The organism is Roseateles sp. P1_C6, assembly GCF_056406315.1.
The window spans coordinates 302,083-325,539 of record NZ_JBFUAK010000010.1 but is presented as its reverse complement, the minus strand read 5'-3'; the positions used below and the strand labels follow the sequence as shown (position 1 = coordinate 325,539).

Here is a 23,457-nt window from a genome sequence, read left to right as displayed (position 1 = left end):
CGGTCGAGGCGCCTTCGAGCTGGCCGGCGTCGACCTCGTGCTGGCGAACCCAGGTGTGCAGCGTCTGCGGTACGCAGCCGATCTTGCCGGCGATGGACTCGATGGCGGCCCACTGCGACGGGTGCTCAGCGCGGTGCTCCAGCACCATGCGCACGGCGCGCTCACGGACCTCAGGCGAAAACTTCGTGGACTTCCTCATAGCTCCATTCTCTTGAGTTGGAGCCTCCTCGAAACCCGGGGCGGTTCAGCCTCGTACCAATCTTGAGCGTTATCAAGACAGGAATTTGCATTGTCGAAGCAGAAGTCCGGGACAGGATTTCGCGGAATGCAGGTGTCCCCGGACATGGCGGGCGTAGAAACTGAAACGGACAGCAGAAAGCAGAGCGAGACCGATAAAGCCTTATACATAGTTACCTCTCTGATGAATTGTCATGACCGACGTGACGATGTGCCACCTACTGATGAACCGGACCTAACGTCATGTCGACGCTGATCCTAGTGCTGGGCGCTACTTGGGCACCGCGGTCTTTCCCTTCCCTAACTTCTCGGTCGGCTGCCATACTTTTGTTAAAGGGCTGACCTCCGAAGTGCCTCAGACAGCCTAAGCCGTCCTCTTGCATTCCTGTCTTTGTGGCAGCTTAGTGGCTCTCAAACAGGAACCTTGTCGACGCGACAGGCGCTTTGTTGTCGCAGCGGGCAACGGGTAGTCCAACGTGCTTCGCACGCTTCCGGCCGCCGCTCATGTCCAACGTTGAACGGCACCTTTCTGGCTGTTCACTTCACCATTGCCGACTTCCGCTCTGGGCACCGACCTGCCTCTCGAAACGCCGACCGCCAGGACGCCGGCAGCTTGGTGCCCTAAGCGGAAGGTCGAGATCGACAGCGGAGGACTGCTCCGCAGCGAGTGCCGTCATCCGCGGCAGGTCGCCGGGTTCACGGTCTTGGACAGGAAGCAGTCGTCGAGTCACCTGTCGACATGGCAGCAACGACTGCTTTCGAGCGGCGAGGGTGCGCCACACGCACCTCACCCCGACATCTCTGCAGCGGAAGCTGCAAGCAACCGTCCGATCGCTCAAGCGTCATCTGGGTATCCCTGAAAGAGCCTTCCTGCCGAAGGCATCAGGGCAGTTCCCGCAAGGACTCCCAGGACTGTTTCAAGTGGTCAATGAACCACCTGCCCGCGGGCCCGGGCGGTTCGGAAGCCGGGTGATACGCGGACATGGTCAACATGAAGCCCGTCCGCGGCATGTCGTCCACATCGAGGACAACCAGGGTGCCGTCAGCGATGTCCTTCTCGACCATGTGCAGTGGCATGCCGCCCCAGCCGACGCAGTCCTTCAGGAAGGCGTACTTGGTCGACAGATCGGCTAGGCGCCAGGTCGACGGCGACACCACGCCGTAGTCGCGTCCTGCCATCAGGTCTGATCGGTCGGTGAGCACCAGCTGGACGTGCTTCGCCAGCTCGCTCCGGGGAATCCGATCTGCCCATGCCGCGAGCGGATGGTTCGCCGCGGCGACCGATACCAGGGGCAATTCGCCCAAGCGCTCGCTCACCAGCGACGGGAACGTCACAGCCGGCAAGGTCGAGAGAATGCCCAAACTGCACCGCCCATCCAGCACGGGCTGGTAAGCCGCTCCCAGGCCCTCCACGAACAGGCGCAACGGCGTAAGAGGGAATTGGCTCGCAAATGCCCTTGCGGCAGCGCTGACGAGCGCAGTGGGGAAGAACACGTCAACCACCACCGAGAGCTCGGTCTCCTGGCCTGCCGCCATCAGCTTGGCTCGGGCCTTCAGCGTGTCCACACCAGACACGATGTTGCGGGCGTCGGCCAGCAGAAGCACACCCTCCGCGGTGAGCTTCGGAAACCGGCCTGAGCGGTCGAAGAGCACCACGCCGATTTGCTGCTCCAACCCGCTGACCCAGCCGCTCACCGCTGACTGCACGCGGTTGAGCTTGCGTGCGGCGGCGGAAAAGCTGCCCTCGTCCACCGCGGCGATGAACGTCCTGAGCTGGTCCAAGGAAACGCCGTCGAGCAATTGAGACTCCTTCCATCTCTTAAACAGATGGATCGAATCTCAATATACCGGCTTCTCAGAATGAAAGCCGGTCTCCATCATTCGTTCCCATGCAGTCATCGCTGCAAAGGATAGGAGGCAGCAGGGACCCATCTCTGTTTTAGCCCCAGTTCCTGCAAGCCACCCTCAAAGGACCCGTCCCATGCGCAAGACCCTCATCGCGGCCGCACTGGCCGCCGCCACCGCACTCGTCGGCACTGCTCACGCGGAAGTCGCAACCTACAGCATCGACCCCACGCACACCTTCGTGACCTTTGAGGTCACCCACTTCGGCACTTCGACCAACCGCGGTCGGTTCGAGAAGAAGGAAGGCACTGTTCAACTCGACAAGGCGGCCAAGACCGGCAAGGTCGAACTGACGCTCGAGACCGGCTCCATCAGCACCGGCACGGCCGCGTTCGACCAGCACCTGCAGAGCGACAACTTCCTCAACGCCGCCGCGTTCCCGACCGCCAAGTTCGTCGCCAGCACGTTCAGCTTCAACGGCGACAAGGTCAGCGAAGTGGCGGGGCAACTCACGCTGCTGGGCAAGACCCTCCCCGTCGTGCTGAAGGCCTCCAACTTCAACTGCTACACGAACCCCATCCTCAAGCGCGAGGTGTGCGGCGGTGACTTCGAGACCACGATTCAGCGCAGCCAATGGGGCATCGGCTGGGGCATCAACTTTGGCATCCCCGACACCGTGAAGCTCGCCGTGCAGGTCGAAGCCGTCAAGCAGTAAGCCCGCTGCGAACCACCCCCACCCACTTCGAGACCCAACATGCAACTCCTTCATCTTGACTCCAGCGCCCTCGGCGTCGCGTCCGTCAGCCGCCAGCTGACTGCTGAAATCGTCGCCCGCCAGAAGGCGCTTCACCTGGACATCCGGGTGACCTATCGGGACCTTGCAGCCGACCCCGCCTTGCACCTCACCGGCGCTCATATGGCCGCGCGCATGGGTGCTACCAGCGACGACGCCACCATCAACGCCGACCTGGTCAAGGGCAACGCCTACATGGACGAACTGCTCGCCGCAGACGTCCTCGTCATCGGCGCACCCATGTACAACCTGTCGATTCCGACGCCGCTCAAGGCCTGGATCGACCGCGTCGCCGTGGCCGGCAAGACCTTCCAGTACACCGCGACCGGGCCGCAAGGGCTGCTCAAGGGCAAGACGGCCTTCATCGCATCGGCGCGGGGCGGCGTCTACTCGGCCGGCAGCCCGGCTGCTGCGCTCGAGCACCAGGAAAGCTACCTCATTGGCCTGCTGGCCTTCCTCGGTGTGACCGACGTGAAGGTCGTGCGCGCCGAAGGCATCGCGTTCGGGCCGGAAGCCAAGGACGCTGCCATCGCGAAGGCCCTCCAAGACATCGAGGCGATTGCGGCCTGAAGGGCACGCGCTTCGCACATCTCAAACCCCCATCGAAAGAATCATCATGACCTCCTACTCCATCATCGGTTCCGGCAACGTCGGCACCGCCCTGGCTCGCCACTTCGCCCGCAGCGGCATCTCCGTGCGGATCGCCAACACGCGCGGCCCAGAGTCCATTGCATCCCTTGCTGCTGAACTCGGCGACAAGGTGATTCCCGTCGCGCTGCAGGACGCTCTTGCGGCCGACGTCGTCATCCTGGCTGTTCCGTTCCGTGCTCACGCGGCGGTCGGCGGTGCCCTCCCGAACTGGTCTGGCAAGGTCGTTGTCGACGCGATGAACACCTACGGCATCTCGCCGGAAGAGTTGAAGGGGCAGGCTTCCACTGACGTGGTGGCTGCCGCCTTCCCGGGTGCGAAGGTCGTCAAGACGCTGAACCAGCTGCCGGCCAAGCTGCTCGCGCAAGACCCTGCGGTCAACGGTGGTCGGCGTGTCATGTTCGTGTCGAGCAACGACGCCGGCGCTGAGGCGGCGATGGCCAAGCTGGTCGCGGACCTGGGCTTCGCGCCGGTCCCTCTGGGCAGGGCGAACGAGGGCGGGCTGCTGATCGGTATGGGCGGGCCGCTGATCCTGCAGAACCTCATCAAGCTGAGCTGACTGCCGCCCACGGGTGGCTCACCCACTGCTCTCTTCGGATTGTTCATGCCCCGTTCCATCATCAGCGTCGCCCGGCTCGGCACCCCCTGGGAAACCATCGATCCGTTTCTCGTCTGCGCCTATCACCTCGACCACTATCCACCTGGGAACGCCGACTTGGGACCGGTTGAGCCACCACCTGCCGATACAGGTGCCGGAAAATCCTGGCGCATGTACTTCGGGCAGACGGTGCCGGGCTTCCCTGCCCACCCACATCGCGGCTTCGAGACCATCACCATCGTCCGCCAGGGCGTGGTCGACCACTCCGACTCACTGGGGGCCACAGCACGGTATGGCGCTGGCGATGTGCAATGGCTGACGGCGGGAAGTGGCGTCGTGCATGCGGAGATGTTCCCTTTGTTGGACCCCCTCAAGCCGAACACGCTGGAGCTGTTTCAGATATGGCTAAACCTGCCGGCGCGCGACAAGATGGCTGAGCCCAGCTTCAAGATGTTCTGGGCCGAGGACATCCCGAGGCATGTTGAAGCTGGCGTCGATGTCACATGCATCGTCGGCACCTTGCACGGAGTGGACATGCAAGAGCCGCCGTCACCGCCTTCAAGGTCATGGGCGTCAGACCCTAGTTCGGACTTGGCCGTCTGGACGTTGAAGATGGCGCCGGGTGCGAGGTGGCAGCTGCCGGCTGCCTCGGGTAGCGGCACGCGCAGGCAGCTCCTCTTCTTCAAGGGCTCCACGCTGACCATCGACGGTGAGTGCGTCGACGCGCGTTCTGCTATTGAGGTCGACTGCTCCGCCGTGGTCGAGCTGGTCAATGGGTCAAAGGAAGCTGATGTACTGATGCTCCAAGGCCGCCCGATTGAAGAACCCGTCGTGCAGCACGGGCCGTTCGTCATGAACACGCTCGACGAAATCCGACGTGCTTACGTAGACTACCGAGACACCCGGTTTGGAGATTGGTCTTGGGGCGTCTACGACCCGAACCATGGCTCGAAGCGGGGAAGGTTCGCGTCAACCGATTGACGTTCGCGGACCGTGGTCAAGCGACTGCTCTCATGGGCGAAACTGCCGGTCGGTGCCAGCAGCGCTCAATGACCGGTCCGGGCGGCTGCTGTCGCTGATGTATCGGCATATGAATGACTCAGCTCAGCCTGGACCCGTAACTCGAACGAGGTCTGCTTTGGGCACATTCCCGCAGCTCGGTTCCGCGACGTTCGGGACAGCTTCGTGCCCATAGCCGAGATTGATCAGGTGCAGCAGGAGGCTGGGTGCTGCCGTTCGGTTTCAGCGGTCCGATAAGCGTTGCCGCCGACGCGGCCGTTGAACAAATCGATTTCTGTGCGTCAGCTGTACGTCGTGAAGCCGCCGATCAGCGAAGCAGGCACGCCATTGCCGTAGGAGCGCCGCAGGCTACTTTGCCAGGGTGCTGCACGCACCACGCTTTGTGGTTGACCACCACGCGCTGTCACCGGCCCGTCCACACCCCGTGCCGTTGCAGATCAAGGGCTGGACGGTCGCTGAAGGCAGCTTCGCGGCGATCAGATGAGGAAGCCGCCGTCCACCGGCAGCGCATGCCCTGTGGTGAACGAAGCGCTTTTCGAGCACAGCCACAGCACTGCCTGTGCAACTTCATTGGGCTCGCCGATGCGGCCCATTGGGTGCAGCGAGAGCACGCGCGCAGCCATCTGAGGGTCGCCCATCGCCAAGCCGGCCCGTTCGGCCAGCGGTGTGTGGATCACCGCAGGCGCCACTGCGTTGATGCGCACACCCTTGTCCGCGTACTCAAGCGCGGCGGCCTTGGTCAACCCGATCACGCCGTGTTTGCTGGCGTAGTACGCCACGCCGAGCCGGCCACCTGATAGGCCGGCTACCGACGCCATGTTCACGATCGCACCCTTGCTCTGCACGATGTGAGGCAACTCGTACTTCATGCTTAGGAAGACGCCTTTGAGGTTGACATCGATGACGTCATCCCACATGGCTTCGGGATAGCTCGCCGTCGGCACGAACGGCGCGCCTTCAATGCCGGCATTGTTGAAGGCGAAGTCCAGCCCGCCGTACTGCGCCACGGCCCTGCCCACCAGTGCTTCGACCTGCTCCGCCTGCGAGACATCGGTCTTGAAGAAGACCGCGTCACCGCCTGCGGCCCTAATCAACCGCACGGTTTCTTCCGATTCTTCTGCACGCCGGCTTGCGACGACGACACGTGCGCCTTCTTCGGCAAACAGCAGCGCAGTGGCGCGGCCGATGCCCGAACTGCCGCCGGTGACGAGGGCGACTTCGCCATTGAACTGTCTAGGCATGGAGCCTCCGTGAGGATGAACGGGCGGACGCGGGCCGATCGAACGGCCAAAGGCCCGTCTGCAGCATAGGCTTCTCGAAAGCCGTTTGCCTTGCCGATGGCCCCAATCACGGCACCCGTCGCCTGTCAGGCCGAAGACACCGACCAGCCGGTCCTGCTTACGCTCATCTCGAGCGCCAGCCAGCCGACCGGCGAATTGCCAGACGTGTTCAGCCCCGCAAAGTCACCTTGCGGCGACCCTAGGGGAAAGCCGTTCCCGGCCAGGAGCCGATGCCCGGGAGTGACAGCTCAGTGGATGCTCAATTTGAGCCCGTGAGCGAACAGATCGTCACCTCTCTACGTGTAATTGCCTCTCGATGGCAATGTCACCGGCACCACCCGGCCAATGCGTTTGCGCGCGATCGGAGCCAGGGTCTCTACAAGCCTGCCGACGGTGGTGCCTGGCTCGGCATCGCGTGATGTAACGTTGGTCGCTGTCCCTTCCTTCTCGCGGGGTATCTCTTGCCTGTCTTTCACCACGCTGGCGTCCGTCTGCATTACGACGTTCGAGGAGAAGGCCGCCCGGTGGTCTTCCTGCATGGAGGAACGGTCAACTTCAACACGAATTTCTCCGCTTTTGGATGGCGGGAAGATTTCGTTAGCCGTGGGTGTCAGGTCGTCGGTCTCGATTTCCGCGGCCATGGCCAGAGTGACAAGCCGCATGACGTAGGTGCGTATGGAACGGCAAACGTAGCCGGCGACGTAACGGCCTTGCTGGATCACCTGGGGTTGGATCGCGTCGACTTGGTGGCCTATTCGATCGGGACGGCCATTGCGCTTTGCCTGCTGCAGACGGTGCCGATGCGGATCAACCGGGTTGCACTGATCGCAACGGGGGACGGGCTGATTGGTCTGGCGCCACATGAGTTCAGTCGCATCCTGCCTGGGCTCGCCGCGGTGGTGGCGCGTTCCGAGTATCCAAAGGATCTTCCGAGGCACGTGGCGATGTATTGGAACTTCATTGAGACCAGCGGAGGCGACCGGGTGGCGCTGAAGGCGTTCGCCGATGCCTCGTATCCGCCGCTATCCGTAGCAGACGCGCAGCGCATCACCCATCCCGTTTTCGTGGTCAGCGGCGAGAACGATCTGGTGCTGGGTCGTGGTCCACGACTGGCCAGATCTCTTGGAAACGCCAGGTATCTCGAAGTCGCGGGCGCCGATCACTTCTCGCTTGCCGCTGACGGCTCGGTGAGAGAAGCGGTCGCAAGCTTCATCGATGAACAGGATGGATGAGGCGAAAGGGTGACCGGGATTCAGCCGGTGGGCCGCCCTGTACACCTTGAATCGGTCGCGCCGGCGGCAGTTCGAATTCGGCGACAGCTTTGCGGCAATGAGATCCGGCAGACGTATGTCTCCTGAGGGTTGAGACCGCCAGTTGGCCGGTTTGAGCAGCAGACATCAGGCGGTTGGCTGACGGACATCACTTGGCAGCAGGCGCATGGCGACGACATCCCGGACACGGCGAGCAGCTAAGTGTTCTGCGACGCCTAGGTGTTCCTCGAACTGCGCCCCGCCTCGTATGCTTTGACGCTTCATGAACAGCGATTCCAACAGACTAGCTAGCGCCCGCGCGCAATGGTGCTGGCGGGGAGAAGGCCGTCCCCCGTTCGCCGACGTCCCAGCATCGGGGCAGCATTCGGTCTGGGATTTCCCGCGCCCGCCCGAGCTCGTGCGTGAGACACGCGAGATTGTCGTGCGGTGGGGCAGCCGGGAGGTGGCGCGTACACGTGCCGCCTGGGCGGTGCGCGAGACTGCCCATCCGCCGACGTTCTACTTGCCGCTGGCCGACGTACAGCTTGGGCTGTTGCATCACGCGGGTGGCGGCTCATTCTGTGAGTGGAAGGGACCGGCTCGCTATTGGAATCTCGTTGACGGCGCGCACCGTTTGGACCAGGTCGCCTGGAGCTACCCCTATCCCTTGGCTGGTGCAGAGCCGCTCGCCGACTGTGTGGCTTTTTATGCCCACCCTCTCGACTGCAGCGTTGGCGGTGCGAAGGTCCAGCCGCAGCCAGGCGGCTTTTACGGAGGCTGGATCACGCCCGACCTAGCTGGTCCCTTCAAAGGCGGACCCGGCAGCGGAGATTGGTAGCCAGGCGGGCTGGCGGCCCGTCGCGCAAGACATGGCAACCCGCGCCATCGTTCAAAGCGCGAGCGTCGGCGAATGGCCGGTACCGGTGGGCCAGCAGTCGGTCAGCTGCCGAGCCTTTCAATGACCGTTGCGGCCGGTAGCGGCCACTGGATTCCGAAATCTGGGTGACATCAGCCAGCCTCTGCTGCCACCCGATTAATTTCGGCTTTGGGCACATTGCTGCCCCACGACTGACGAATCCGAGCGGCAGCACGCAGCCTTAAGCCGACGTCCCATACGCGGCCAGGGCTTAACTGCAAGCCGCGCCAAGATGTCGGCCTAGTCCGATCCAACTTTCACAGTCACCGGTTGGCGATGAAGACGCCTCGTCGCTTTTGGAGCAATGTCGGGTGATCCTGGCCGGCGAGATGACATAATCCGCCTAGTCGGCGAGACGATACGTTGCCGCCGATTGTTGGTCTGGTGTACCCACCTGTGTACCCAAGACGACGATTGCTGGGAAAGATGCAGTGTTTGCGCGGCCTGTAGCGCATTTTTGGATCCCGCCCCAGCCACCAAGAATGCAGGCCCCTGATTTCGATTGGAATCAGGGGTTTTTGCTTTCTGGGATTGGCGACCGGTTTCCGTGCCGAGTTGCACTGGTCCGAGTCTCGCCTGCGGTGTTCGCTGGTCCGCCCATGGACCTTGGACAGCTTCAATCTTCGTGGGTCGATTTGCCGTTCAAGGACCGCCCATGGCTGCTGGAAATACCGTCATGCAAGACGAACTGCTGGCGCTCGTCGCCAAGAGCCTCTGCACCCGCACGCTGAATCTCTTCGCGCAAGAGTCACGGCTGGACGGCGAGAGCCTGAAGGACGCCGTGGAACGGTATGAAGTCGATTACGCGTGGCATGTCCTGGGGTCGGACCGCCTGCGCAAAGAGACCGTGGCGCTGCTGGAGGCCAAGCTCGGGCATCCCGCGACCGACGCGCAGAAGACCAGTGTGGCCGACGTTTTGAAGGCGGCTGCTGCGGACCAGTCTTCGGACCTGTTGATGAGCTTTGACAGCGATGTGCCCGAACGGCTGGCAGCGATGCTGTGCTCGCGCCATGACCGCAAGACGCACTCCGAAGCTGAAGCGGTGAGCTGAGTCCGCGATCCGGTCGCATGCTGAAACGGCTCCCTCGGGAGCCGTTTTGCGTTGAGCGGCGCGGTTCTGACCGGCCTCAGCCCCGCCCCTTCCACCACTTCCACGCCCTCGGCAGCACCAGCACCGCCGCCAGCAGCACCAGCAGCCCCAGCGACAGCGGGCGCTCGACGAACACGCCCCAGTGGCCGCTGCCGATGGACAGCGCGTTGCGCATCTGTGCCTCGGCCAGCGGGCCCAGGATCATGCCGACGACCACCGGCGCGGTCGGGAAGTCGAAGCGCCGCATGACGACGCCCATCAGCCCCAGCCCCAGCATCAGGAACAGGTCGAACGCGCTCTGGCGCATGCCGTAGACGCCCACCGTCGCGAAGATCAGGATGCCCGCGTACAACTGCGGCTTGGGGATCTTCAGCAGCTTCACCCACAAGCCCACCAGCGGCAGGTTCAGCACCAGCAGCATCACGTTGCCGATGTACAGCGACGCGATCAGCGCCCAGACCAGCGCGGACGAGGTCGTGAACAGCTGCGGGCCGGCCTGGATGCCGTAGTTCTGCAGCGCGCTGAGCAGGATGGCCGCGGTGACCGAGGTCGGGATGCCCAGCGTCAGCAGCGGCACCAGCGTGGCCGTCACGGCGGCGTTGTTGGCCGCCTCCGGGCCGGCCACGCCTTCGATGGCGCCGGTGGTGCCGAACTCCTCCGGGTGCTTGCTGAGCTTGCGCTCGGTGGCGTAGCTGAGGAAGGTCGGGATCTCCGAGCCGCCCGCCGGGATGGTGCCGAACGGGAAGCCGATGAAGGTGCCGCGCAGCCAGGCGGGCCAGGAGCGCTTCCACTCCGTGCCCGTCATGTGCACGCTGCTGAGCTTGTTGATCTCCTGCGTGCTGCGGCCCTCGTAGAGCGCCATGTACAGCGTCTCGCCGACGGCGAACAGGCCCACGGCGACCAGCACGGTCTCGATGCCGTCCATGAACTCGGGCACGCCCATCGTGTAGCGCACCTGGCCGGTGATCTGGTCCAGCCCGACCAGGCCCATCGCCAGGCCGATGAACAGCGACGTCATGCCGCGCAGCGTGCTCTTGCCCAGCACGGCGCTGACGGTCGTGAAGGCCAGCAGCATCAGCAGGAAGTACTCCGGCGGGCCCAGCGTGATGGCGAAATCCGCCACGACCGGCGCGAACAGCGTGACCAGCACGGTGGCGATGGTGCCGGCCACGAAGGAGCCGATGGCCGACGTCGCCAGCGCCGCACCGGCACGGCCATTCTTGGCCATCTTGAAGCCCTCCAGCGCCGTCACCATCGTGCCGGTCTCGCCGGGGGTGTTGAGCAGGATGGAGGTCGTCGAGCCGCCGTACATCGCGCCGTAGTAGATGCCGGCGAAGAAGATCATCGACGCGGTGGGCTCCACCTGCGACGTGATGGGCAGCAGCATGGCCACCGTCACCGCGGGGCCCAGGCCCGGCAGCACGCCGATGCCGGTGCCGATCACGCAGCCGAGAAAGGCCCACAGCAGGTTGATGGGCGTGCCGGCTGTGGCGAAGCCGCCCAGCAGTTGGTTCCAGAGATCCATCATGGCCGGCGTCCTTTACAGCCAGCCGCTGGCCGTCAGCCCGGGCAGGTTGATGGCGAGCAGCTTGGTGAACATCCAGAACACGGGCGCGGAGATCGCAATACCCGTGACGAGGTCGATGACGCTGCGCCGCAGGCCGCCGGCGGCCTTGCCTTCGGCCACGCGCAGGCCGCGCACCGCCAGCGCAAAGCACAGGCCGCAGGACAGGATGAAGCCGATGGTCGTGATCAGGCTGGCGTTGGCGACGACGCCGGCCACCACCCAGGCGACGGCATGCCAGTCACCGCGCGCGGCGCCCGAGGGCGTCTCCATCTCGCGGAAGCCGCCGCTGCGCGCCTCCCACACCAGCCAGCCGCCGCAGACCATCAGCACCAGCGACACCAGCCAGGGCAGTGCGTTGGGGCCCACGCCGGCATAGCCGGCCTCGGCCGAAATGAAGGTGGCGCCCCAGGCCATCACGGCGCCGACCAGCAGCACGCCGATGCCGGCCAGCGTCTGGCTTGAGTTGGAAGTAGAACTGCTCATCGACGGCGTCTCCGTGTTTGACTTTGGGGCCGAGCACCGGGCCGCTCCCAAGCCGGCCCGTCTGGCGATGTGCTTGCCGGTCAATCCGGCAAGCATCGCCGTCCCCTCGGGGGACCGGCCAAGTTACTCCTTGGACGAGGGGCTAGATCATTCCTGACTTGACCATGATCGCGCGCAGCGCCGCGAACTCGCGGTCGACGAACTCGTCGAACTCCGGGCCGGCCAGCAGCGCCGGCGTCCAGCCGTTCTTCTCGATGGACTCTGCCCAGCTCTTGCTCTTGGTGGCCTGCACGACCATGTCGGTCAGTGCCTTGCGCTGCTCCGCCGTGATGCCGGGCGGTGCATACACGCCGCGCCAGTTGCCGATCTCGACGTTGATGCCCAGCTCCTTCAGCGTCGGCGCGTTCAGGCCCTTGATGCGGGCCGGCGACGTGACGGCGATGGCGCGCATCTTGCCGCTTTCCAGGTAGGGCTGGAACTCGCTGAAGCCACTGCCGCCGATGGTGACGTTGCCGCCCAGGATGGCCGCCGTGGCCTCGCCGCCGCCACGGAAGGGCACGTAGTTGATCTTGGCCGCGTCCACGCCCACGTCGCGGGCGATCATGGCTGCGGCGATGTGCTCGGTGGCGCCGCGCGAACCGCCGCCCCACTTGACGCTGCCGGGGTCCTTCTTGAGCTGGTCGACGACGTCCTTCATCGTCTTCAGCGGCGACGCCGCATGCACGACGAAGACGTTGTACTCGCTGATCAGCCGCGCGATCGGCGTGGCCTGCGACAGGCTCACCGGCGGCTTGCCGGTGATGATGCCGCCCAGCATGACGGCGCCCATGACCAGCAGCGCATGCGGGTCGCCCTTGCTGGCGTTGACGAACTGGGCCAGGCCCAGTGCGCCGGCCGCGCCGCCCTTGTTCTCGTACTGCACCGACGACGCGAGCTGAGCGTCCTGCAGCGCCTTGCCGAAGGCGCGGCCGGTGGTGTCCCAGCCGCCGCCCGGGTTGGCGGGGATCATCATCTTCATGGGAACGCCGGCTGCTTGTGCCGCCAGCGGCCAGGCGCCGGCGGCGGCCAGGGCCGCCAGGGACTTCAGGAATGTGTCGCGACGCATGGGTGTCTCCGTCTTGTGTCTAACGTCAGAACGAGTGATAGATGCCGGCTTCCAGACCGCTCGAATCCTGGCCCGGCGTGATGGCCGAGCCACCGGGGATCAGGAAGCGGCCGGTCGAGCTATTGTTCACCTGCGACAGCGTCGTGTAGAGCGAAGTGCGCTTGGACAGGTTGTGCACATAGCCTACGGCAAACAGCTTGCCCGTGTAGTCCTCGCCGTTGGCGCTGTTGCGCGAATGTGCGTTGACATAGCTGGCGCGGATGATGCCGTTGCCGATCGCGTAGTGGGCGCCGATGACGTAGTTCTTCTGCTCGCGGGTCGTCTGCTTGCTGTTGTGCACCAGGCCCAGCAGCTTCAGCGCACCGAGGGTGTAGCTGCCGCCCAGGTTGACGACCTTGAACTTGTCGCCGGCCAAGGTGTTGGTCGTGTCCGACACGCCCAGCGCGATGTCCAGCCCGTTGCCGGCATAGCCGATGCGCGCGCCCACGTAGCGGCCCGTGGTGCCTTCGCCGGCGGCCACCATGGCCTGGCCGTAGACGCCGCCCAGGCCGTCGGGCAGGAAGTAGCCGACCGAGTTGTCCGAGCGGATCACCGTCTTGGACGTGCCGGACACGCCTTCGAAGCCGTAGACCAGGTTGCTGGCCGCGCCGACGCCATTGGTGCCGAAGGCGTTGAACTTGCTGATGTTCCAGAAGGTGGGGGTGTAGTCGCGGCCCAGGCGGACCTCGCCGGCGTCCTTGCTCGCGAGGCTGACCGTCGCGCGGCGCCGCCAGTCGCCGCCGGCGCCCACGTCGGGGCCGATGGCGCCCTCGAGGTGGAAGCTGGCGCTCAGGCCGCCCCCCAGGTTCTCCTGGCCACGGAAGCCGATGCGGCTGGTCTGCAGGCCGTCGATGCTTTCCAGGTTCAGCGTCTTGCTGCCGTTCTTCAGGCGCTGCACGCCCACGTCCAGCACGCCGAAGATGGTCACGCTGGAGGTCTGGGCCGCGGCCAGCGTCGAGGTGGCAACGAGTGCCGCACAGGCGAGCGCCTTCATGGTCTGCGATGTCATCGCTTGTCTCCTTTTCTTATGGGAGAGGCCATGCTCGAAAGCCAGGCTGTCATTCGGCTGTCCATCGCGTCGGGGTAAACCTCAGCCCCTGCGCCGGGGTGGCCCGGTGCTAGCCTGCCGGCCCATGAAGCTGCTGGTCATCGAGGACAACGCCGCGATGCAGACCACGCTGCAGCGCTCCTTCGAGCGTCGCGGCTTCAAGGTCGTCATCTGCGACGACGGCGCCAAGGCGCTGAGCCGCTGGCGCGCCAGCGTGCCCGACGTCGTGCTGCTGGACCTGTCCATGCCGGGGCTGGATGGCCTGGACGTGCTGGCCCAGGCGCGTGCCGAAGGCCTGGCCACGCCGGTCATCATCATCACGGCGCGTGGCACGCTGGGCGACCGCATCCTGGGCCTGAACACTGGCGCCGACGACTACCTGCCCAAGCCCTTCGACCTGGACGAGCTGGAGGCCCGCATCCGCGCGTTGGTGCGCCGCCAGGGCCAGGCCGGCGACGGCCCAAGAGGCGCGGAGACGCCCAGCTTCTGCGGGCTGCGCGTGGACGTCGAAAGCGGCGCCGTCTGCCATCACGGCCAGCCGCTGGACCTGCCACCGCGCGAGGTGGCGCTGCTGCGCGCGCTGCTGGTGCGGCCGGGCCAGGCCGTGGCCAAGGACAAGCTGTTCGACCTCGTCTTCGCGGACGCGGCCGACGCCCAGCCCGACGCGATCGAGGTGGTGGCCTACCGCTTGCGCAAGCGGCTCGCGGCGACCGGCGCCAAGCTCGTCACGCTGCGCGGTCTCGGGTACCTCTTGCAAGCAGATGACTGAATCGCGTCTCTGGCAACGTCTCGCCGGGCTGTCCATGCGCAGGCGCCTGCTGTGGGGCATCTTGCTGCCGGTGGGCCTGCTGGTGGCCATCAACACGGTGAGCCTGTACCGCGAGACGCTGCGCGCCGTGGACACGGCCTACGACCGCACGCTGCTGGCCTCGGCCAAGGCCATCGGCGAGCTGCTGGGCGTGCAGGGCAGCGGCGACCACGCCCGGCTGGTGGCGGCCGTGCCCTACGCGGCGCTGGAGGCCTTCGAGACCGACGGCCGCAGCCGGCTGTACTTCAAGGTGCGCGGCTTCAAGGGCGAGATGGTGTCGGGCGATGACGATTTGCCCGACTGGCAGGGCAAGCTGCCCGACCAGGGCGCCTACGCCGCGCTGGTGGACTTCTACGACGCCACTTTTCGTGGCGAGCAAGTGCGCATGGCCGTGCTGCTGCAGCCGGTCTCGGGGCAGACGGGCATGGGCCAGGCCACCATCCAGGTCGCCGAGACGCTGGACCTGCGCCGCAGCCTGGCGCGCCAGGTCTTGCTGCACACGCTGTGGCGGCAGGCGGCGTTGCTGGCGGTCATCGCCATCGTCGTTTGGGCCGTGGTGCAGCGCGCGACGCGGCCGGTGCGCGAACTGAGTGCCGCGCTGACGGCGCGCGACGCCGACGACCTCAGCCCCCTGCAGGCGCCGCGCATGCCGGCCGAGCTGGCGCCGTTGATCGCCGCCACCAACGATGCGCTGGCCCGCCAGGCGCGGCTGCTGGAGCATCAGAAGCGCTTTGTGCGCGATGCGTCGCACCAGTTGCGCACGCCGCTGGCGGTGCTGAAGGTGCAGGTGCAGTCGGCCCGGCAAGGCGACGTGGAGCCGCTGCAGGCGCTGGCCGAGATCGACACGACCGTGGCCCGCGCGACGCAGCTGGCCAACCAGATGCTGGCGCTGGCCCGCGCCGAGCAGATGCGCCAGCAGGGCGAGGCCATGCCCACGCAGGACTGGGCCGAGCTGACGCGCGCCGTGGCGCTGGACCTGGCGCCGCTGATCGCCAAGCAAGGGCTGGACTTCGACATCCACACCGAGCCCGCGGCCATCGCCAGCCACGAGTGGGCGCTGCGCGAGCTGACGCGCAACCTGCTGCACAACGCCATCCTGCACACGCCGGCCGGCGGGCGGCTGGGCATCACGCTGACGGTCGACGCGGGCACCGCGACGCTGGTCATCGCCGACACCGGCCCGGGCCTGACGCCGCAGCAGCAGGCCCGGCTGTTCCTGCCCTTTGCCGTGGGCGACGCCGGCAAGGGCTCGGGCCTGGGCCTGGCGATCTGCCAAGCGCTGGTGCATTCGCTGGGCGGGCAGATCGACCTTCGCAACCGGCTGGACGGCAGCCGCGTGGTGGGCCTGGATGCGCGCGTCAGCCTGCCGCTCGCGGGCCGGCGGCAGGTCAGGCCTGCTGCATCGCCCGCCGTGCCGTCAGCGCCATGAAGATGGCGAACACGACGACGACGACCAGGCCGGCCGTCAGCGACGAATGCTCGGCGACCAGGCCGATCAGCGGCGGGCCGGCCATCATGCCCAGGTAGCCCACGCCCGACACGGCCGCGATGCCGTGCGCCGACGACACGCCCGGCACCTGCGACGCGGCGCTGAACAACACCGGTACGACATTGGACAGGCCCAGGCCCACCAGCGCGAAGCCGGCGAGGGCCACGGCGGGCGAGGGCAGGGCCAGCGCGAGCGCCATGCCGGCGGCAGCCAGCACGCCGCTGGCGCGCATCAGCGCGGTGCCCGACAGGCGCTCCCGCACCCAGTCGCCACCGCAGCGGCCCGCGGCCATCGCGCCGCTGAAGCTGGCATAGGCCAGCGCCGCGGTGCTGGCCTCGCTGCCGCGCTCCTGCTTCATGAACAGCACGCTCCAGTCGTACATGGCGCCCTCGGCGATCAGGCCCATGGACGCCAGCACGCCCAGCAGCAGCAGCGGGCCGCGCGGGATGCTGAGCGGCTGCTTCTCTTCGGACGCGCCGGGCTCCACCGGCAGCATCCAGCGGCTGGCCAGCAGCACGGCGACGGCGCCCAGGCCGGTGGCGACGAACAGATGGCCTTGCGGCGTCAGGCCCAGTGCCGGTGCCGCGCTGCCCAGGCCCGCGCCCACCATGCCGCCCAGGCTGAACATGCCGTGGAAGCCGCTCATCAGTGGCCGGCCGGACTGGCGCTCGATCTCGCTGGCCTCGACGTTGACGGACACGTCCAGCAGGCTGCCGGTGATGCCGAAGCCCAGCATGACCACCAGCAGCGCCGCGTAGAACGGGAAGGCCAGCAGGCTGGCGACCGTGGCGCAGCACAGCACGCCCATGGTCGCGGCCACGGCGGCGGGGCCGAAGCGGCCGACGATGCGGCCCGCCTGCGCCAGCGCCAGCAGCGCGCCCACGCCGCCGGCCAGCATGGCCAGCGCCAACGCCTGCTCGCCCAGGCCGTAGTGGGCCTTGACGGTGGGCACGTGCACGCCCCAGGTCGCGAACATGACGCCCAGCACGAAGAACTGCGTGCGCAGCGCGATGGAGGCGCGGGCGATGGCGCCGGCGGGGGACGCCGTCACGGCAGGGCTGAGGGTGCTCACTTGGCCGTGGCGGTCACGCGGGTGAAGAAGTCGTAGACGCCCTGGTCGCCCATCTTGCGGGCGTCGGCCAGCTCGCCGCCTTCGGTGGCGTACAGCAGCTTGCCTTGCGGCGACAGCACGGCGACGGCCGGGATGCCTTTCTTCAGCGGCACGCGGTAGCTCTCGGCGATGTCGACGTTGTGGTCGAAGCGGCCCACGTCCACCTTGACGACCTTGAAGCTCTTGGCGATCAGCGGCGCGCTGGGGCCGCTCTTGAACGTCGCGTCCAGCATGCGGCAGTCGCCGCACCAGTTGGCGCCGAAGACCACCAGCACGGGCAGCTTTCCCTTCTCGGCGTCGGCCAGCGCGGCGCGGATGTCGGCCTTGGCGTCCGCGGCTTCGTCATAGATGGCGGGCGGGCCACCGGCCTGGGCGGCGAGGCTGGTGGCGAGGAGCAGGGAGGCGGTCAGGAAGCGCATGGCGAGGAGGCTTGTTGGGCAGAGCCGGGCATTGTGTGATGAGCGCAAAAAGGGGTTGGACAGCAGGGCTGCTGCGCGTTTGAAAGCGCTTTCAAACTATCTTGCATGACAAATGACAGCGATGTCAAGAGCCTCGCGGCGTGGGTCGCTGGCTCAAGTCGCCGAGTCAGGGGCGGCTCAACGGGACGACTGTTCGAAAAAGCGCCAGATCTGGTCGTTGGCATCCAGCGCCTGCGAGGCGCCTGCCTTGCCGCGGCGCACCGTGGACGCACCGGGCCAGGAATGGCCGCCGGTGTCCGTCACGCAGAGCTGCACGCTGACGCCGCCGGCGCAGCCGGTGTAGGCCTCGCAATACGCCCCGTCCTTGGCACCCGACTTGTCCAGCGTGCGCTGCGGGGCGGCGGCGCAGTGGTCGCGCTGCACCCAGCGCGACACGGTTTCGGGCACCGAGACGAAGGCCATCACCTTGCTCTCGTCGCGGAAGGCGCCCGGGCCGGCGCCACCGTTGAAGAGCACGTGGTCGTCGTCCTTGGCGTGGATGTGCAGCACAGAGATGGGCTTGCTCGGCATGCAGCTGGCGGTGGCGTCGGTGCCGGCCACGGATGCGACCGCGCGGAACACGTCGGCGGCCTCGCAGGCCAGGCGGTGGCTCAACATACCGCCGTTGGACATGCCGGTGGCGAACACGCGGCTCGCATCGATGCTGTAGCGGCCCTGGATGGCAGCGACGACGGCGCGTGCGAAGCCGACGTCGTCCACGCCCTTGTCGCGCGCATCGCCGCAGCAGCCGCCGGCGTTCCAGGTGGCGAACTTGCCGCCGGGAAGTTTGCTGTAGCCGTTCGGGAAGGCAACGACGAAGCCGGCCTCGTCGGCCTTCTTCTGCAGGCCGTACTTCTCGTCATCGGCCATGTACTCGGCATGGCCGCCGCCGCCGTGGAAGGCCAGCACCAGCGACGCGGGCCGGGCGGCGTCATAACCCGTCGGCAGGTGCACCAGCACCTTGCGGCCCTGCACCTGCAACTCCTGCAGGCCGCCCCTGGCCGGCGCACTGTCCTGGCCCTTCTCGGCGCGCCGCTGTTCGACGCGGGCCTTGAGGCGCTCGCGCAGCGTCTCCTGGGCTTGCGCCGCAGGCAGCAGCAGCGACAGGGCCAGCATGACGGCGAGACCGCGCATGCTCAGCCCCCGCCGCCCAGCGCGCGGTAGACGGCCACCAGGTTCTGCGCGCGCAGGCTCTGCACCTGCACCAGCGCCTGCTGGGCCGCGAACAGCGAGCGCTGCGCGTCCAGCACGTCCAGCGAGCTGGAGATGCCGGCCCGGTAGCGCTCCTCGGCCAGCGCCAGGCGGCGTGCCTCGGCGGCCACCAGCGCGGCCTGCGCGCTGCGCTGCTCGGCCAGCGTCGCGCGGCCGGCCAACGCGTCGGCCACGTCACGGAACGCGCTCTGGATCGCCTTCTCGTACTGCGCCGTCGCCAGGTCGCGCTGGGCGCGCGCGGCGGCCAGGTTGGCGCGGTTGCGCCCGGCGTCGAACAGCGGCTGGATCAGCTGCGGCGCAAAGCTCCAGGCCGTGTTCTTGAACAGGCCGTCGAGCTGGCTGCTGGTCGTGCCGAAGCTGCCGGTCAGCGTGATGCGCGGGAAGAAGGCCGCACGTGCGGCGCCGATGTTGGCGTCCGCCGCGGCCAGCTGCTGTTCGGCCTGGCGGATGTCGGGCCGGCGCGTCAGCACGTCGCTGGGCACGCCGGCCGGCAGTTCGGCCAGCGGCTCGAAGTCGGCCAGCAGGCCGGTCGGCGCGGGCAGGTTGGGCGGCAACGCGGAGCCCAGCAGCAGCAGCAGCGCGTTCTCGTCCAGCGCGCGCTGGCGCTGCGTCTGCGCCAGCGCCACGCGGGCCGACTGCAGCGCGGACTCGCCGGCGCGCAGGTCCAGCTCGCTGGTGATGCCGCCCTCGAAGCGCTGGCGGATCAGGCTCAGCGACTGCTCGCGGCTGGCCAGCGTGTCGCGGGTCAGTTTCAGCAGCGCCTCGTCGGCCTGCAGCGCGACCTCGGTCGTCGCGATGGCCGCGACCAGCGCGTTGCGCACCGCCAGCTGGTTGGCCTCGGCACCCAGCAGCTGGGCCTGCGCGGCGGCATCCAGGCTGCGCAGGCGGCCGAACAGGTCCAGCTCGTAGGCGGTGACCTGCAGGCCCGCCTGGTAGTTGCTGGTGATGCCACCGCTGGCATTGGGCGTGCGCGAGCCGCTCAGCCCCGCGTTGACGGTGGGCCAGAGGTCGGCGTCGCGCGCCGCCGCGGTGGCGCGGGCGGCGTCGATGCTGGCGATGGCCGCGCGCAGGTCGCGGTTGTTCGCCAGCGCCAGCGGGATCAGCTTCTGCAGCCGCTCGCCCTGGAAGGCCTGGGCCCAGGGCAGCTCGGCCGGCGCGGTGGCGCCGCTACCGCCCGCGTATGGGAAGGTGGTAGCCGGCAGCGCGCCCTGGGCGGCTTCGGCGGCGGTGGGCTTGCGGGGCTCGGGGCCGGCGCAGGCGACCAGTGCGAGCGTGGCGGCGAGGGTCAGTGCGTGCTTCATGCCTGGCCCCCCGACTCTTCCTCCGCCTCGTGGGCGTCGCGCCTTCGCTGGCGTTCGCTGCCGGGGAAGAACCTGCGCACGATGACGAAGAACACCGGCACCAGGAACACCGCCAGCATGGTCGCGGAGATCATGCCGCCCATGACGCCGGTGCCGATGGCGCGCTGGCTGGCCGAGCCCGCGCCGCTGGCGAGCACCAGCGGCATGACGCCCAGGATGAAGGCCAGCGACGTCATCAGGATGGGCCGGAAGCGCAGGTGCGCCGCCTCGATGACCGCCTCGACCGCGCCGCGGCCGTGGGCCTGCAAGTCCTTGGCGAACTCGATGATCAGCACCGCGTTCTTGGCCGCCAGGCCGATGATGGTGATCATGCCGACCTTGAAGTAGACGTCGTTCTCCAGGCCGCGGAAGTTGGCGCCCAGCACCACGCCCAGCACGCCCAGCGGCACGACCAGCAGCACCGCCAGCGGGATGCTCCAGCTCTCGTACAGCGCGGCCAGGCACAGGAACACGGCCAGCAGCGAGAAGCCGAACAGGATGAAGGCGGTGGAGCCGGACAGCTTTTCCTCGCGCGTCAGGCCGGTCCATTCGTAGCCGAAGCCCGCCGGCAGCTCGGCGGCAATGCGCTCCATCTCGGCGATGGCCGCGCCGCTGGACACGCCCTTGGCGGGCTCGCCGGCGATGCGCATGGTCGGGTAGCCGTTGTAGCGCACCGTCTGCATCGCGCCGCTGATCCACTTGCTGCTGGCAAAGGCGGCCAGCGGCACCGGCTGGCCGGCCGTGTTCAGCACGTTCAGCTTGAGCAAGTCCTCGGGCTGCATGCGCGCCCGCGCCTCGGCCTGCACGACCACGCGCTGCAGCCGGCCGGCGTTGGGGAAGTCGTTCACGTAGCTGGAGCCCAGCGACGTGCCCAGCACCGCGTTGATCGCATTGATGGGCACGCCCAGCGCCAGCGCGCGTTCGCGGTCGATGCTGAGTTCCAGCTGCGCCGCGTCCTCCAGGCCGTCGGGCCGCACGGCGGCCAGCAGCGGGCTCTTGGCGGCGGCGGCCAGCAACTGGGCACGTGCGGCCAGCAGCTCGGCGCGCGTGTGGGCGCCGCGGTCCTGCAGGCGCAGCGCAAAGCCGTTGGCGCGGCCCAGGTCGCGGATGGGCGGCGGGCTGACCGGGAAGATGACCGCGTCGCGGATCTTGCTCAGCGCGCCGAAGGAGCGCGCCACCAGCGCCTGCGCCGTGTGCTCGGCGCCGTGGCGCTCGTCCCAGGGCTTGAGCGTGATGAAGCCCAAAGCGGCGTTCTGCCCCGAGCCGGCGAAGCTGAAGCCGACCACGCTGACCATGCTCTCCACCTCGGGCTGCTTGAGCATGTACTCCTCGGTCTGCTTCATGACGGCCAGCGTGCGCTCCTGCGTCGCACCGGGCGGCAGCTGCACGTTGACGAGGATGCTGCCCTGGTCCTCGTTGGGCACGAAGGAAGTCGGCAGCTTCTGGAACATCAGCGCCGCCACGGCGATGACGGCCACGTACAGGATCAGCCAGCGCGGGGCCTTTTTCAACATGCGCGTGACGCCGCTTTCGTAGCGCTTGGCCATGCGGGCGAAACCACGGTTGAAGGCGCCGAAGAAGCCGCCTTTCTCCAGGTGGTGGCCGGCCTCGACGGGCTTGAGCAGCGTGGCGCACAGCGCCGGCGTCAGCGACAGCGCCATGAAGGCCGAGAACGCGATGGAGCTGACCATCACGGCCGCGAACTGGCGGTAGATGTTGCCGATGGCGCCGCCGAAGAAGGCCAACGGCACGAACACCGAGATCAGCACCACGGTCACGCCGACGATGGCGCCGGAGATCTGGCCCATGGCCTTGCGCGTGGCCTTGAGCGGCGACAACCCCTCCTCGCTCATGATGCGTTCGACGTTCTCGACGACGACGATGGCGTCGTCCACGACGATGCCGATCACGAGCACCATGCCGAACATCGTCAGCACGTTGATGGAGAAGCCCAAAGCCAGCAGCGTCGCGAAGCTGCCCAGCAGCGCGATGGGCACCACCAGCGTCGGGATGATGGTGTAGCGGATGTTCTGCAGGAACAGCAGCATCACCAGGAACACCAGGAACACCGCCTCGATCAGCGTCTCGACGACCTGCGAGATGGAGATGTCGATGAACAGCGAGCTGTCGAAGGGGATGTTGGCCTTCACGCCGGCCGGGAAGTAGGGCGCCAGTTCCTTGAGCCGCTTCTTGACCAGGCCGGCCGTCTGCAGCGCATTGGCCGACGGCGCCAACTGCACGCCGATGCCCACCGAGGGCTGGCCGTTCAGCCGCGTGGAGCGGCCGCCATAGGTCTGCGCGCCCAGCTCGACGCGGGCGACGTCCTTGAGCCTGACGGTGGAGCCGTCGCTGCCGGCGCGCAGCACGATGTTGCCGAACTGCTCGGCGCTGGTCAGCTGGCCGCGCACGACGACGGTGGCGAACAGCGTCTGGCCGGGCACGCTGGGCTGGTCGCCGATGGTGCCGGAGTCGACCTGCGCGTTCTGCGCCTGGATGGCGGCGTTGACGTCGGCCGGCGACAGCCGGTAGCCCAGCAGCTTGGCCGGGTCCAGCCAGATGCGCATGCCGCGCTCGGTGCCGAACAGGCTGGCCTGGCCCACGCCGGGCACGCGCTGGATCTCGGGCAGCACGGTGCGCGACGCGTAGTCACCCAGCGCGACGGGGTCGAAGGCCGGGTTGTCGCTGGACAGGATGGTGAACAGCAGGAAGTTGGGGTTGGCCTTGTCGACGCGCACGCCCTGCTGGATGACGGCGGCCGGCAGGCGCGGTTGCGCGCGCGCGAGCCGGTTCTGCACGTCCACCTGCGCCAGGTCGGGGTTGGTGGCAGGGTCGAAGTTCAGCGTCAGCGAGCCGGTGCCGTCGGCCTGGCTGACGGCCTCCATGTAGATCAGGCCGGGGGCGCCGTTCATCTCGCGTTCGATGATGCTGATGACGGCGTCTTCCAGCGTCTGCGCCGAGGCGCCGGGGTAGGTCACCGACAGCGAGATGGCCGGTGGGGCCACCGGCGGGTACTGCGCGATCGGCAGCTGCGTGACCGCGACGCCGCCGATGACGAGGATGAACAGGGCGATGACCCACGCAAAGATGGGTCGGTTGATGAAGAACTGCGCCATTCGGTGA

General features: G+C 67.3%; 22 protein-coding genes. 9 read left to right on the top strand and 13 right to left on the bottom strand.

Translation table 11 applies throughout. The features are described from left to right. The coding region (locus tag AC1D29_RS22720) for a transposase (protein ID WP_477899856.1) at window positions 1-199 on the bottom strand (199 nt) is incomplete at its 3' end. Between the two features lie 920 nt (window positions 200-1,119). After that, window positions 1,120-2,037: a LysR family transcriptional regulator gene (locus tag AC1D29_RS22715; RefSeq protein ID WP_477901696.1), complete on the bottom strand. Its 918-nt coding sequence runs from the start codon at window positions 2,035-2,037 to the stop codon at window positions 1,120-1,122. Window positions 2,038-2,218: 181 nt separating this feature from the next. Here AC1D29_RS22715 and AC1D29_RS22710 point away from each other — a divergent pair, with 181 nt between their 5' ends. From AC1D29_RS22710 to AC1D29_RS22695, 4 genes are read left to right on the top strand one after another with little or no spacing between them, the layout of a single operon-like run. After that, on the top strand, window positions 2,219-2,797 hold the full coding sequence (locus AC1D29_RS22710) for a YceI family protein (RefSeq protein WP_477901694.1): 579 nt from the start codon (window positions 2,219-2,221) through the stop codon (window positions 2,795-2,797). Between the two features lie 39 nt (window positions 2,798-2,836). Beyond that, window positions 2,837-3,445, top strand: coding sequence for an FMN-dependent NADH-azoreductase (locus AC1D29_RS22705; RefSeq protein ID WP_477901692.1), 609 nt, complete (start codon window positions 2,837-2,839; stop codon window positions 3,443-3,445). 46 nt (window positions 3,446-3,491) lie between these two features. Continuing rightward, window positions 3,492-4,082, top strand: coding sequence for an NADPH-dependent F420 reductase (locus AC1D29_RS22700; protein ID WP_477901690.1), 591 nt, complete (start codon window positions 3,492-3,494; stop codon window positions 4,080-4,082). Window positions 4,083-4,127: 45 nt separating this feature from the next. Beyond that, window positions 4,128-5,102, top strand: coding sequence for a pirin family protein (locus tag AC1D29_RS22695; protein ID WP_477901688.1), 975 nt, complete (start codon window positions 4,128-4,130; stop codon window positions 5,100-5,102). Window positions 5,103-5,617: 515 nt separating this feature from the next. Here the strand turns inward: AC1D29_RS22695 and AC1D29_RS22690 are convergent. Next, window positions 5,618-6,382, bottom strand: coding sequence for an SDR family oxidoreductase (locus AC1D29_RS22690; protein WP_477901686.1), 765 nt, complete (start codon window positions 6,380-6,382; stop codon window positions 5,618-5,620). A gap of 335 nt (window positions 6,383-6,717) precedes the next feature. Then, window positions 6,718-6,960: a hypothetical protein gene (locus tag AC1D29_RS22685; protein WP_477901684.1), complete on the bottom strand. Its 243-nt coding sequence runs from the start codon at window positions 6,958-6,960 to the stop codon at window positions 6,718-6,720. Here AC1D29_RS22685 and AC1D29_RS22680 point away from each other — a divergent pair. The 3 genes from AC1D29_RS22680 (at window position 6,946) to AC1D29_RS22670 (ending at window position 9,638) form a co-directional block, all read left to right on the top strand. Then, complete coding sequence (locus tag AC1D29_RS22680; protein ID WP_477901682.1) at window positions 6,946-7,653, top strand: alpha/beta fold hydrolase; 708 nt, start codon at window positions 6,946-6,948, stop codon at window positions 7,651-7,653. The genes AC1D29_RS22685 and AC1D29_RS22680 overlap by 15 nt on opposite strands. 301 nt (window positions 7,654-7,954) lie before the next feature. Then, window positions 7,955-8,509: a DUF427 domain-containing protein gene (locus AC1D29_RS22675; RefSeq protein WP_477901680.1), complete on the top strand. Its 555-nt coding sequence runs from the start codon at window positions 7,955-7,957 to the stop codon at window positions 8,507-8,509. 754 nt (window positions 8,510-9,263) lie between these two features. Then, window positions 9,264-9,638: a hypothetical protein gene (locus AC1D29_RS22670; protein WP_477901678.1), complete on the top strand. Its 375-nt coding sequence runs from the start codon at window positions 9,264-9,266 to the stop codon at window positions 9,636-9,638. Window positions 9,639-9,714: 76 nt separating this feature from the next. Here AC1D29_RS22670 and AC1D29_RS22665 read toward each other — a convergent pair whose 3' ends face one another. From AC1D29_RS22665 to AC1D29_RS22650, 4 genes are all read right to left on the bottom strand, one after another. Further along, entirely contained in the window at window positions 9,715-11,205 is a 1,491-nt protein-coding gene (locus tag AC1D29_RS22665; protein ID WP_477901676.1) for a tripartite tricarboxylate transporter permease, read from the bottom strand. Window positions 11,206-11,217: 12 nt separating this feature from the next. Next, window positions 11,218-11,727, bottom strand: coding sequence for a tripartite tricarboxylate transporter TctB family protein (locus AC1D29_RS22660; RefSeq protein WP_477901674.1), 510 nt, complete (start codon window positions 11,725-11,727; stop codon window positions 11,218-11,220). 142 nt (window positions 11,728-11,869) lie between these two features. Then, window positions 11,870-12,832, bottom strand: a complete 963-nt coding sequence (locus tag AC1D29_RS22655; protein WP_477901672.1) for a tripartite tricarboxylate transporter substrate binding protein — start codon at window positions 12,830-12,832, stop codon at window positions 11,870-11,872. 25 nt (window positions 12,833-12,857) lie between these two features. After that, window positions 12,858-13,880 carry a porin gene (locus tag AC1D29_RS22650; protein WP_477901670.1) on the bottom strand — a complete coding sequence of 341 codons (1,023 nt, stop codon included), beginning with the start codon at window positions 13,878-13,880 and terminating at the stop codon, window positions 12,858-12,860. A gap of 124 nt (window positions 13,881-14,004) precedes the next feature. On the opposite strand from AC1D29_RS22650, the gene AC1D29_RS22645 reads away from it, so the two are divergent. Beyond that, window positions 14,005-14,688: a response regulator transcription factor gene (locus tag AC1D29_RS22645; protein WP_477901668.1), complete on the top strand. Its 684-nt coding sequence runs from the start codon at window positions 14,005-14,007 to the stop codon at window positions 14,686-14,688. Next, window positions 14,681-16,156: a sensor histidine kinase gene (locus tag AC1D29_RS22640; protein ID WP_477901666.1), complete on the top strand. Its 1,476-nt coding sequence runs from the start codon at window positions 14,681-14,683 to the stop codon at window positions 16,154-16,156. The genes AC1D29_RS22645 and AC1D29_RS22640 overlap by 8 nt, the downstream gene beginning before the upstream one ends. On the opposite strand, the gene AC1D29_RS22635 is transcribed toward AC1D29_RS22640, so the two are convergent. The 5 genes from AC1D29_RS22635 to AC1D29_RS22615 form a co-directional block, all read right to left on the bottom strand. Beyond that, complete coding sequence (locus AC1D29_RS22635) at window positions 16,116-17,267, bottom strand: MFS transporter (RefSeq protein WP_477901665.1); 1,152 nt, start codon at window positions 17,265-17,267, stop codon at window positions 16,116-16,118. The two genes, AC1D29_RS22640 and AC1D29_RS22635, sit on opposite strands and share 41 nt — an antisense overlap. A gap of 17 nt (window positions 17,268-17,284) precedes the next feature. After that, the gene (locus AC1D29_RS22630; protein ID WP_477901663.1) at window positions 17,285-17,746 is read right to left on the bottom strand and encodes a thioredoxin family protein; all 462 of its coding nucleotides are present in this window, start codon (window positions 17,744-17,746) and stop codon (window positions 17,285-17,287) included. 177 nt (window positions 17,747-17,923) lie between these two features. Beyond that, window positions 17,924-18,919, bottom strand: coding sequence for an extracellular catalytic domain type 1 short-chain-length polyhydroxyalkanoate depolymerase (locus AC1D29_RS22625; protein WP_477901661.1), 996 nt, complete (start codon window positions 18,917-18,919; stop codon window positions 17,924-17,926). Between the two features lie 2 nt (window positions 18,920-18,921). Next, a complete protein-coding gene (locus tag AC1D29_RS22620) occupies window positions 18,922-20,298 on the bottom strand; it encodes an efflux transporter outer membrane subunit (protein WP_477901659.1) in 1,377 nt (458 codons plus the stop codon). Next, complete coding sequence (locus tag AC1D29_RS22615) at window positions 20,295-23,450, bottom strand: efflux RND transporter permease subunit (RefSeq protein WP_477901657.1); 3,156 nt, start codon at window positions 23,448-23,450, stop codon at window positions 20,295-20,297. The genes AC1D29_RS22620 and AC1D29_RS22615 overlap by 4 nt, the downstream gene beginning before the upstream one ends. Between the last annotated feature and the right edge of the window lie 7 nt (window positions 23,451-23,457).